Genomic DNA, 10,360 nt, shown 5'->3' with positions numbered 1-10,360 from the left:
GGCGTCGGACGGCCCGGCCGGGTGCGCCGCCTTTTCGCGCGCCACGCGCAGCCAGGACGACGACCCCTGCAGGCTGCGGTCCACGGGCGGCTGGACGTCGCCGATCCGCGCGCCGTCGCGCATCCGGGCGGCCCCCTCCCAGGCCATCACCCAGACACAGCGCATCTGCGGATCGACCTCGCAGAAGTCGCCGGGGCGCACGCCGCCGCAGGGACCGTTCCGCAATGTCTTGGGGCAGTTCATCGGGCAGGACATGCCGGTCGAGGACAGCACGCATTGCCCGCACATCCGGCAGTCGAACAGCAGGCCCTTGGTCAACCGCTCGACCGCGGCGACGGGGCGTTCCAGCCGGTGATACCCGATGCGCCGGAACAGCGGGTCCAGGGCGACCAGAGCGGCCTCGAACCGGACATAGACCCATTCGAAGGCGCGGGCATGACGGACGGCAAGACGGCGAAGGTGGTACATGCTATCCGCCCCGCCGCAGGGAAGGCCCGTTGCCCATCATGTCGCCGCGTTCAGTCGCCCGACCCGATCGCGCAGCACGCGCATTCCGATCGGGCGGGGTGATTGAACTGGTCGGGCGTGTTCGCCGGGTGCCAGACCGGCGACGCACCGGGGCAACCCTGATCACCCGCCCGCACGCGGCCGGCCCCTTGCGGGCGCAGGACGACAGTGCACCACGCGTCGCCGGAAAGGTGCGCCCTGCCCCGGGGGGCTGCAGCGACATCGCCTTATCGGGCATCTGCATTCCCAGGCATCAGTACCCGGCGGCTCCCGGACAGGGACACAATGCACCTTGTGGGGCAGAACAGATCGGACATGACTGAGGCTCCGTGATCCGGGGGCAGGGTCAGGCGACGGCGATGGTCTTCTTGGGGTCGTGAAAGGGCCGCTCGACGATGGTCGCGGACCGCGTGCCGTCCGGGGTCCGGACCTGAACCTGGGCGCCCATCTGTGCCGATCCGGCCGACAGCATCGCCAGCGCGATGTTGCGATCCAGCCGCGGCGAATGGATCGCCGAGGTGACCTTGCCCACGACCTGGCCGTCACGGGTGACGGGCCAGAAGGTCGTGTTCGGCCCCTTCAGCGGCGCGCCGTCAATCACCAGGCCGACCTGGCGGCGGGCGGGGCCGTCGGCCTTGATCCGGCGCAGCGCGTCCTTGCCGATGAAATCGGCCTCGATGTCCAGGTCCACCAGCCGGTCCAGACCCAGCTCATAGGGATTGGTGTCGATGTCGGCATCGGCATGATAGGACAGCATCGCCCCCTCGATCCGGCGGATCGACGAGGTGTGGCCTGCCTTCAGCCCCAGGGGCGCACCCGCGGCCATGATCCGCTCCCACAGCGCGTCGCCACGACTGCCGTCCTGCAGATACAGCTCGTATCCCAGCTCGCTGGACCAGCCGGTGCGTGACACGATCAGCGGGATGCCGTCCAGATCGACCCGGCGCAACCAGTAATAGCGAAGGTCCATGATCGCGTCGCCGAACAGCGCCCGCATCACCGCACCCGATTTCGGCCCCTGCAGCTGCAGGGGCGACACGTCCGGTTCCCTGATCGTGACGTCCATTCCCGAATGCACCGCGACCCCCTGCGCCCACAGCAGGATGTCACTGTCGGCCAGCGATATCCAGAAATGGTTTTCCGCCAGCCGCAGCAGGACCGGGTCGTTCAGGATGCCGCCCTGGGCATTCGTGATCAGCACGTATTTGCACTGTCCGACCGCCATCGTGGACAGGTCGCGCGGGGTCAGCGTCTGGACGAACCGCGCCGCGTCGGGGCCGGTGATCTCGACCTGACGCTCGACGGCGACGTCGCACAGGATCGCGTCGTTGATCAGGTTCCAGAAGTTCTGCACCGGATTGCCGAAGTCGCGCGGGATGTACATGTGGTTATAGACCGAGAACCCCGTGGCGCCCCATCGGACGGTCGCGTCGAAATAGGGGGACTTGCGGATCTGGGTTCCGAAACCGAAATCTTGGATCTGGGTCATCTGACGTCTTCTTCCACGAAAATGGGCCGGTGGCCGGGGCGGGACATCTGCCATCTAAGCGCGGATGCGGACGACGCACGGGCCAAATCCGGCGCGCAAACAGGCCGGTCGGGCTGTTCTTGGGGTGGACTGCAGACCGGACGATCTTGGCCGGAGAATCCCGCGCCGGGTCAGGCGGGGTGCGCGGGCGCGCGCGTCAGCGCCTTGAGGTCGGGCTGTGCTGCCTTAACCTGTCGCGTGACGATATAGGTCATATAGCGCTGGATCCCCAGATCGGCCTCCAGCAGCGATTCCATCAGGGTCTGGAACGCCGTCAGGCTTTGGGTGACGACCTTGAGGACATAATCCATCCCGCCGCCGGTCGCGATGCATTCGGTGATCTCCGGCAGGGCGCCGATATGGCCTTCAAACCGGTCGAAATCGACCTTGCGGTGCTGCGCCAGCGATACGGTGACGACGACTTGGGTGACATTGGCAATGCGCTCCAGCGCGATGTCGGCCCGGTATCCCCGAATCAGCCCGGCCTCGCGCAGCCGCGTCAGGCGCGCCCAGCAGGGGGTGGGCGACAGGTTCACCAGCTCGGCCAGTCGCGCCTTGCTCAGTTGCCCGTGCTGCTGCACGGCCGCAAGGATGCGGATGTCGGTCGCATCAAGGCCTGGCCTGCTCATCCACCGCCTCACTTGCCGTCACGGACGGCGAACATTGCCCACGGCCCTGCTGCCCGGAAACAGGCGGACGGCCCATCGTCGCGATCAGACCGTGTCCAGGTACAGCTCGACCGTCTCCTCGTCGGACAGCTCGGCCATGTAATGCAGTTCCTGGCGCTTGGTCATCAGATAGTTGTCGACCAGATGCGCGGGCAGGATGCGGCGGATCTCGGGGCAGCTGTCGAACGCCTCGATCGCGGCGCCCCAGTCGCCGGGCAGCTGCGCCAGCTTCTGGTCATAGGCGTTGCCCTTGAAGGGCGCGGGGGCGACCAGCTGGTCCTCGATCCCGTTCAGCGCGGCCCCCAGGATGGCGGCGATGGTCAGATAGGGGTTCACGTCGCCGCCGGCCACGCGATGCTCGATCCGCCGGGCCTTGGGGCCCGAGGAGGGGATGCGGATCGCGGCGGTGCGGTTCTCATAGGCCCAGCCGATGCCGGTCGGGGCATGGGCGTTGGGAACCAGGCGGTCAAAGCTGTTCTCGTGCGGGGCAAAGAGCAGGGTCGATCCGGGCATGGCGCGCAGGCAGCCGGCGACAGCCTGGCGCAGCGCCTCGGTCCCCTCCTCTCCGCCATTGTCGAAGATGTTTCGCCCGGCCCGGTCCAGGATCGAAAAATGCATGTGCATCCCGTTGCCCGCGAACATCTCGTAGGGCTTGGCCATGAAGCTGGCGGCAAAGCCGTAGGTCCGGGCGATGCCCTTGACCAGCATCTTGAACAGCCAGGTGTCGTCGGCGGCCTTCAGCGGATCGGCCTGATGCATCAGGTTGATCTCGAACTGTCCCGGCCCCGCCTCCGAGATGGCGGTGTCGGCGGGAATGTCCATCGCCTCGCAGGCGTCATAGAGCGTCGTGAAGAACTGGTCGAAGGCATCCAGCGCGCGCAGCGACAGGACCTCGCCGCCGGTGCGCCGCTTGCCGGATTTCGGGCTGGGCGGCACGCGCAGCGTCTTGCCGCTGTCGTCGATCAGAAAGAATTCCAGCTCGGTCGCCACCACCGGCACCAGCCCGGCCGCGACATAGCGTTCGGCCACGCGGGCCAGCGCCTGGCGCGGGTCGCCGTCATAGGGGGTGCCGTCGGGATGGAACATCCACAAGGGCAGCAGCCCCGTGGGCGCGTCCAGCCATGGCATGGGCAGGAACCCCCGTTCGGTGGGCAGCAGCAGCCCGTCGGGGTCGCCGGATTCGAAGACCAGCGGGCTGTCCTCGACATCCTCGCCCCAGATGTCCAGGTTCAGGACCGAATAGGGAAACTTGGTCCCCTCCTCCAGCAGCTTGCCGGCATAGCGGGCGGGCACGCGCTTGCCCCGCGCGACACCGTTCAGGTCTGCTGCCGCGACGCGGATCGTCTTGACCTCGGGGTGTTCGCGCAGCCATTCCATGGGATTATCTCATCAACTGGGGACGGTACCGGACGCGGCTGGTCGCACCCGGCAGATGCCGGTTCAGCCGCCTGTTCACCCTGCCGAAAAGCCAGATCAATGCCAAGGTGGCAGCGATGAAATAAGCGGCGGCAATGGGATAGGCGACGAAGGGGTTGAAGGTCCGGTCCGCGAAGTAGCTGGCATAGTACAGCGCGTCGCCCTTTTGCTGGAACGCCGGAAAGCCGCTGAAATAGACCAGCGTCGTGGCGTGGAACAGGAAGATCGCCTCGTTCGTGTAGCTGGGCCAGGCCAGGCGCAGCATGGTGGGCCAGACGATCCGCCGGAACCGCTTCCAGCCGGTCAGGCCATAGGCGTCGGCGGCCTCGACCTCTCCCTTGGGGACCGACATCAGCGCGCCGTGAAAGATCTGCGCGCTGTAGGCCGCGGTGTTCAGGATCAGCACGATCAGCGCCCCGGCCCAGGCCCGCGTCAGCCAGCTGGTCTGGATGGTCATCCCCAAGACGTCGATGCCCGCCCGCGGCAGCAGCACCAGCGATTCATAGGCGATGAAGAACTGGATGAACAAGGGACTGCCGCGGAAGACGAAGATGAAGGCGTTCGCGGGCTTGCGCAGCCAGGGGTTGGCACTGGCCTTGGCCAGCGCCAACCCCGTCGCGATGAAGAAGCCGACCGACAACGCCAGCACTGCAAAGTACAGGTTCCAGATCAGGCCCGACCCGATCAGCACCGCCTGCTGGCACAGGTCATATCCCTCGCGCGGCAACAGCCGTTCGCCATAGCCGATCGAGCGCAGGGCATAGTCCTGGATGGTCTGCACGCAGCTCATGCCGGGGCTCCCTTGCGCTCGGCCTCGCCGCCAAGCGTGGCCTGGCCGCGCGACAGCCGCCGCGTGACGCGGCCCAGCACGCGTTCCGAGATCCAGGTCATGCCCAGATAGAACACCAGGATCGCCAGGAAGTAATACAGCCGCCAGTCCGGATGCGGATAGGTGAAGGCGCTGGTCTTGGACCCGCCCAGCTCGCGCGCCCAATAGACGATGTCCTCGACCCCCAGCAGGAACAGAAGCGGCGTGGCCTTGATCAGGATCATCCACAGGTTCGACAGGCCCGGCAGGGCATAGGTCCACATCTGCGGTATCAGCACGCGGCGGTTCACCTGCGCGGGCGACATGCCATAGGCCTCGGCCGTCTCCAGCTGGGCGCGGGGCACGGCCGCCATGGCGCCGGACAGCACGTTCGCGGCAAAGGCACCGAAGACGATCGAGAAGGCAATGACCGCCAGGAAGATGCCATAGACGTCATGCACCCAGGGCGCGGCATCGTTCAGCGGCAGCTTGGCCGCGGCGCAGACGACGAAATCGTTGCCCTGCCGGACGGGCGCATTGCTGTCGCACAGGACCTGATGGCGCACCCATTCGAAGCCCTGGTCCAGCGCGATCGGCACGAACAGGAAGAAGATGATGTCCGGCACGCCCCGCACCATCGAGGTGTAGATCCCCCCGAACCACCGCAGCGGCGCGATGCGCGAGCGGCTGGCCATGGCACCGCCAAAGCCGAACAGCAGCGCGATGGGCGCGGTGATCGCCAACAGCAGAAGCACCGTCCCGAAGCTGGCATAGAACAGCAGATGCGTGCCCGATGTCAGGTAGCACGACAGCCAGGCAAGCCCCTGCAGCAGGGACGGATCGGTGCAATATGCGAACATGGGACTTCCCGAAGGGCCGCCGCGGCACGGGTCCGCGGCGGCGGGTCAGATCATTCGAACAGCAGCGCGTCGTCGCCGAACCACTTCTTGATCATGTCGTTCAGGCTGCCGTCTTCCTTCATCGCGGTGATCTGCGCGTCGAACTTCTCCAGCAGCTCGGTGTCGGACTGGCGCAGGCCCATGCCGATGCCTTCGCCCAGGGCGACGCGGTCCATGCCCTCGACCCAGACCAGCTCTCCGCCGGATTCCTCGACGATGGGGGCCAGGAAGTCGCGGTCGGCCAGGATCGCGTCGGCCTCGCCGTTGCGGACGGCGGCGACGGCCTGGTCGGGGTTCGGGAACTCGATCAGCGTCGCGCCGCTCTCGGCAACATAGCCCGCCTGGATGGTGCTGGTCTGGGCCGCGACGATGCCGCCCTCGACGTCGACATCGGCCGCCAGCGCCGCATAGGCCGACGGCGTCGGCGGGGTATAGGGCTGCGTGAACGCTATGACCGCCTGGCGTTCGGCGTTGATGTTCATGCCGGCCATGATCGTGTCGTAGTTCGACGAGACCAGGTTCGGGATGATCGAATCCCAATCGTTGCGCACCCAGGTGCAATCCAGCTCGGCGCGCTTGCACAGCTCGTTGCCCAGCTCGATCTCGAAGCCGGTGACCTCGCCGGTGGCATCGTCGATGAAGTTGTAGGGGGCATAGGCGCCTTCGGTGCCCATGCGGATGGTCTGGGCCTGGGCCAGGCCCGCGGTCAGCATCAGCGCGGCGGCCGCGATCGTCAGGGATTTCATTCGGGGTCTCTCCTGTTGGTTTCTTATGTCGCCATGGTCGCGGACAGGAACTGGCGCAGACGGTCGGTCTGCGGGTTCCCGAACAGGCGATCCGGCGGGCCTTCTTCGCAGACCACGCCCTGATGCAGGAACACGACGTGATCGCTGACATCGGCGGCCAGCCGCATGTCATGGGTGACCAGGATCATCGTGCGATGCTCTCCGGCCAGATCCTTGATGACGCGGACGACCTCCTGCTGCAGTTCGGGGTCCAGCGCGCTGGTGGGTTCGTCGAACAGCAGCGCCTTGGGCTGCATGCACAGCGCGCGGGCGATGGCGGCACGCTGCTGCTGGCCGCCCGACAGCTGCGCGGGCCAGGCGTCCGCCTTGTCGCCGATGCCGACCTTGGCCAGAAGGTCGCGGGCGCGGGCCTCGACGGCGGCGCGATCCTCGCCCAGCACGGTGACCGGGGCCTCCATCACGTTCTGCAGGATCGTCATGTGGGCCCACAGGTTGAACTGCTGGAACACCATGGACAGGTTGGTGCGCATCCGCGTGACCTGGGCGCGGTCGGCGGGATGGCGGCCCTGCCCCTGGCCCTTCCAGCGGACCGGCTCGCCCTCGAACAGGATCTCTCCGGCCTGGCTGTTCTCCAGCAGGTTGCAGCAGCGCAGCAGCGTGGACTTGCCCGACCCGGACGACCCGATCAGGCTGACCACATGGCCGCGCGGGGCGGTCATGGACACGCCCTTGAGGACGTCAAGCGGACCATAGGACTTGTGCAACCCGTTGATCGAAATGACCGGGGCGGCGCTGTGAGGGGTCGGGGTCTGGTTCATCATCCGCACATTGGGCGTCAAACGCGCGCGTTTTGCAACGGGGTGCAGGGGGCAACCTGCCGATAAGGGCAGGCTGCCGCAGCGTCAGCCGAACGCTTACGCAATCTCGATCGAGTATTTCTCGATCACGGTGTTGGCCAGCAGGCCCTCGCACATCCTGGCGACCTCGGCGCGGGCTGCCTCGGCGTCGGTGGCGGCCAGGTCCAGCTCGATCAGCTTGCCTTGGCGGACGCCCGTGACGTCCTGGTGGCCAAGCCCGCCCAGGGCATGGCGGATCGCCTCGCCCTGGGGGTCCAGGACGCCGTCCTTCAGCATGATGGTGACACGTGCTTTCATGGCGGCAGTCCCTCTCAGTTGATCGCGGTCGGTTTCAGGCTGGTCGTGTTGGCGGGCATCAGGCCCAGCCGGCGCGCCACCTCGGTATAGGCGTCGGTCAGGTTGCCCAGGTCGCGGCGGAACACGTCCTTGTCCAGCTTCTGCCCGGTCTTGACGTCCCACAGCCGGCAGCTGTCGGGGCTGATCTCGTCGGCCACGATCAGGCGCATGAAATCGTTGTCCCAGACCCGTCCGACCTCGATCTTGAAATCGATCAGCTTGATGCCGGCGCCGTAGAACACCCCCGACAGGAAGTCGTTCACCCGCAGCGCTAGGCTGACGATGTCGTCCAGGTCCTGCTGGGTCGCCCAGCCGAAGGCGATGATGTATTCCTCGGACACCATCGGGTCGCCCAGTTCGTCGTTCTTGTAGCTGTATTCGACGATGGGCCGCGGCAGGGCCGTGCCCTCCTCCAGCCCAAGGCGCTTGGACAGCGACCCGGCCGCGAAATTGCGCACGATCACTTCCAGCGGGATGATCTCGACCTGGCGGATCAGCTGCTCGCGCATGTTGATGCGGCGGATGAAGTGGTTCGGGACGCCGATATTCGTCAGCCCGTTCATGAAGAACTCGGACAGGCGGTTGTTCAGCACGCCCTTGCCTTCGATGGTGGCGCGCTTCTGCGCGTTGAAGGCGGTCGCGTCATCCTTGAAGTACTGGATCAGCGTGCCGGGTTCCGTGCCCTCGTAGAGGATCTTGGCCTTGCCTTCGTAAACTTTCTTGCGCCGCGGTGCCATGGGCCCACCGTCCTTTCGCATGTCCCTGAAGATGCCGCTTACCCCGGATTGCCGGTCGGGGGCAATACGAGCCTTGCGACAAGGCATGCCGATGGGCATATCTTGTCCCAGACGCCGCACAGGAGGGCCCGATGACCACGTTCAACGATCGAGAGCGCGCCTACGAATCCAAGTTCGCCCATGACGCCGACCTGCGCTTCAAGGCCGAGGCGCGCCGGAACCGCCTGCTGGGCGAATGGGCGGCCGGACAGATGGGCAAGACCGGCGACGACGCCCGCGCCTATGCCATGACCGTCGTCAGCGCCGATTTCGCCGAGCCCGGAGAGGAGGACGTCTTCCGCAAGGTCGAGGCCGACCTGACAGGCGTCGCCGATGCCGAAACGATCCGCGCGCAGATGGCCCGCCTGATGGACGAGGCCCGCCGCCAGGTCATCGACGAGACCTGAGCCGCCATCGTCAGCAGGCCGGATCAGGGGGGCATCGCGCCCCCCTGATCCATTCCTGCACGTGCGCAAGGCAGCCGGGGTCAAGCTTTGGTGACCCGGCATTTTTGCCATCACGTTCCTGCCGAACCGTGGGATGAAAGGGTCTGCCCTATCAACGACAGGATGCCGGAACATGCTTTGGGACAATCAGGACCGCTATGGAGCCGTGACCCGGACGCTTCACTGGGGAATCGCCGCCCTGATGGCGTGGCAGTTCGGCGGCATGCTGTCCGAAAGCCTGCTGGGCGACGAGGCGCCTCTGGCCGTCGCACTGACCGCCAACCACACCCAGGTCGGAACCATCCTGTTCGTGCTGATCGTCCTGCGCGTGGTCTGGGCCGCCCTGAACCGTGATCGTCGCCCGCCCCGCCGGGCGGACCTGCTGGGCTATGCGGCAAGGCTGGGGCATGTCGCGCTTTATGCGCTGATGCTGGCGGTTCCCTCGGCGGCGCTGCTGCGGGCCTGGGGCGGGGTACGGGGCTTTGCGCCCTTCGGGTTCCAGATCTTCGCGCCGCGCGCCCCGGACCAGGTCGTCAAGGCTGCCACCGACATCGGGTCGAACTTTCACGGAGAGCTGGCCTGGGTGATGGGCGTGCTGATCCTGGGCCATATCGCCATGACGCTGTTCCACCAGATCGTGCTGCGCGACCGCCTGCTGCGCCGCATGGCAGGCTAGGCGGCCGCGGCCTCGGCATTGGGATAGCGGCGCAGCATCGTCACCGCGCGGGCCAGGTTCAGCGCCATCAGCGCGGCCCACAGGCCGTGGTTGCCCCAGAAGGGCGGCAGGATCAGCACGCAGGCCGCGAAGACCGCCACCGACCGGATCATCGCATTGCGCATGTCCCGCGTCAGCGTGGCCCCGATGAAGATGCCGTCCAGCATCCAGCCCGCCACCCCGATCAGGGGCGCCAGCGCCAGCCAAGGCAGATAGATCCGCGCCGCCTGCCGCACCGCGTCCGAGGTGGTCAGCAGATCGATGATCGCGCCCCCCGCGACGATGAAGACCAGCCCCATCACGACCGCACCCCCCAGCCCCCAGGCCGAGGTCAGCAGCGACGCCCGCCGCACCCGGTCCGGCCGACGCGCGCCCACGGCCTGTCCCACCAGGCTTTCGGCGGCAAAGGCGAACCCGTCCAGCGCATAGGCGGTCAGCGCCACGAACTGCAGCAGCACCTGGTTCGCGGCCAAGGGCACGTCGCCCTGCCCCGCCCCCAGGAACAGGAAGCTGGTCATGCAGCCCTGCAGCAGGACCGACCGGATCATGATGTCGCCGTTCACCCGCGCCAGCCGCGTCAGCCGGTCGCGCGCCCACAGCCCCGCCGCGCGGCGCGCCTGTCCCAGCACGTGCCGCGCCAGCCACAGGCCCAGCGCCA

General features: G+C 67.0%; 13 protein-coding genes. 2 read left to right on the top strand and 11 right to left on the bottom strand.

Features of this window, described 5'->3' with window-relative positions; genetic code table 11:
* The 10 genes from FHD68_RS14955 to purC all read right to left on the bottom strand — a co-directional run.
* A partial coding sequence (locus FHD68_RS14955; RefSeq protein ID WP_139086125.1) for a methylenetetrahydrofolate reductase C-terminal domain-containing protein occupies window positions 1-468 on the bottom strand: 468 nt, incomplete at its 3' end.
* Window positions 469-853: 385 nt separating this feature from the next.
* Window positions 854-1,996 (bottom strand): glycine cleavage T C-terminal barrel domain-containing protein, encoded by a 1,143-nt coding sequence (locus FHD68_RS14950; RefSeq protein ID WP_045981978.1) that lies wholly within the window; start codon window positions 1,994-1,996, stop codon window positions 854-856.
* A gap of 170 nt (window positions 1,997-2,166) precedes the next feature.
* Entirely contained in the window at window positions 2,167-2,664 is a 498-nt protein-coding gene (locus FHD68_RS14945; protein WP_127899031.1) for an Lrp/AsnC family transcriptional regulator, read from the bottom strand.
* A gap of 84 nt (window positions 2,665-2,748) precedes the next feature.
* Window positions 2,749-4,080: a glutamine synthetase family protein gene (locus tag FHD68_RS14940; protein ID WP_046001093.1), complete on the bottom strand. Its 1,332-nt coding sequence runs from the start codon at window positions 4,078-4,080 to the stop codon at window positions 2,749-2,751.
* Window positions 4,081-4,084: 4 nt separating this feature from the next.
* Entirely contained in the window at window positions 4,085-4,909 is an 825-nt protein-coding gene (locus FHD68_RS14935; protein WP_127899032.1) for an ABC transporter permease, read from the bottom strand.
* Complete coding sequence (locus FHD68_RS14930) at window positions 4,906-5,787, bottom strand: ABC transporter permease (RefSeq protein WP_127899033.1); 882 nt, start codon at window positions 5,785-5,787, stop codon at window positions 4,906-4,908. The genes FHD68_RS14935 and FHD68_RS14930 overlap by 4 nt, the downstream gene beginning before the upstream one ends.
* Window positions 5,788-5,837: 50 nt before the next feature.
* Window positions 5,838-6,572: a transporter substrate-binding domain-containing protein gene (locus FHD68_RS14925; protein ID WP_045981983.1), complete on the bottom strand. Its 735-nt coding sequence runs from the start codon at window positions 6,570-6,572 to the stop codon at window positions 5,838-5,840.
* Between the two features lie 23 nt (window positions 6,573-6,595).
* Window positions 6,596-7,393 (bottom strand): ABC transporter ATP-binding protein, encoded by a 798-nt coding sequence (locus FHD68_RS14920; RefSeq protein WP_127899034.1) that lies wholly within the window; start codon window positions 7,391-7,393, stop codon window positions 6,596-6,598.
* A 93-nt stretch (window positions 7,394-7,486) separates the two neighbouring features.
* Window positions 7,487-7,726 carry a phosphoribosylformylglycinamidine synthase subunit PurS gene (purS, locus tag FHD68_RS14915; RefSeq protein ID WP_045981985.1) on the bottom strand — a complete coding sequence of 80 codons (240 nt, stop codon included), beginning with the start codon at window positions 7,724-7,726 and terminating at the stop codon, window positions 7,487-7,489.
* Window positions 7,727-7,740: 14 nt separating this feature from the next.
* Complete coding sequence (gene purC, locus FHD68_RS14910; protein WP_045981986.1) at window positions 7,741-8,502, bottom strand: phosphoribosylaminoimidazolesuccinocarboxamide synthase; 762 nt, start codon at window positions 8,500-8,502, stop codon at window positions 7,741-7,743.
* A gap of 131 nt (window positions 8,503-8,633) precedes the next feature.
* Between purC and FHD68_RS14905 the strand changes: the two genes are divergently transcribed.
* Together FHD68_RS14905 and FHD68_RS14900 are read left to right on the top strand one after the other, a co-directional pair.
* Entirely contained in the window at window positions 8,634-8,948 is a 315-nt protein-coding gene (locus tag FHD68_RS14905; protein WP_045981987.1) for a DUF1476 domain-containing protein, read from the top strand.
* Between the two features lie 172 nt (window positions 8,949-9,120).
* A complete protein-coding gene (locus FHD68_RS14900; protein WP_127899036.1) occupies window positions 9,121-9,663 on the top strand; it encodes a cytochrome b in 543 nt (180 codons plus the stop codon).
* On the opposite strand, the gene FHD68_RS14895 is transcribed toward FHD68_RS14900, so the two are convergent.
* Window positions 9,660-10,360 (bottom strand): MATE family efflux transporter (locus tag FHD68_RS14895; protein WP_244297879.1); only part of this gene is annotated, 701 nt, incomplete at its 5' end. The genes FHD68_RS14900 and FHD68_RS14895 overlap by 4 nt on opposite strands.

This window comes from Paracoccus marcusii (genome assembly GCF_006151785.1).
GTDB lineage: Bacteria > Pseudomonadota > Alphaproteobacteria > Rhodobacterales > Rhodobacteraceae > Paracoccus > Paracoccus marcusii.
This window is presented reverse-complemented; position numbering and strand designations above follow the sequence as displayed.